Source organism: Pseudomonas sp. BJa3, from assembly GCF_026343815.1.
Taxonomy (GTDB): domain Bacteria; phylum Pseudomonadota; class Gammaproteobacteria; order Pseudomonadales; family Pseudomonadaceae; genus Aquipseudomonas; species Aquipseudomonas soli.
In genome coordinates, this window is the sequence record NZ_JAOXMC010000397.1 from 1 (window position 1) to 251 (window position 251).

The window sequence follows — 251 nt, forward strand, 5'->3', positions numbered from 1 at the left end:
CCGGCGCCGAACGCATGCTGGTCAGGAGCAGCGGCCTGTCGGAAGCGCATGTGCGTTTCGCCGCGCGCTTCGAACTGGCGCGCAGCGCCGAGGACGTGCTGGCGCGCCGCAACCGCGCGCTGTTCCTGGACGCCGAGGCGGCCATGCTGGCCGCGCCCGAAGTGGCGCGCATCCTGGCCGAGGAACTGGGCCACGACGCCGCCTGGCAGCAGCGCACGCTGCAGGAACTGGCCGGCGTGGCGGCGCACTAT

General features: G+C 73.7%; 1 protein-coding gene. It reads left to right on the forward strand.

Annotated elements, in window-relative coordinates; translation table 11 throughout:
- The coding region (locus tag OH705_RS28165; RefSeq protein ID WP_267303563.1) for a glycerol-3-phosphate dehydrogenase C-terminal domain-containing protein at window positions 1-251 on the forward strand (251 nt) is incomplete at both ends.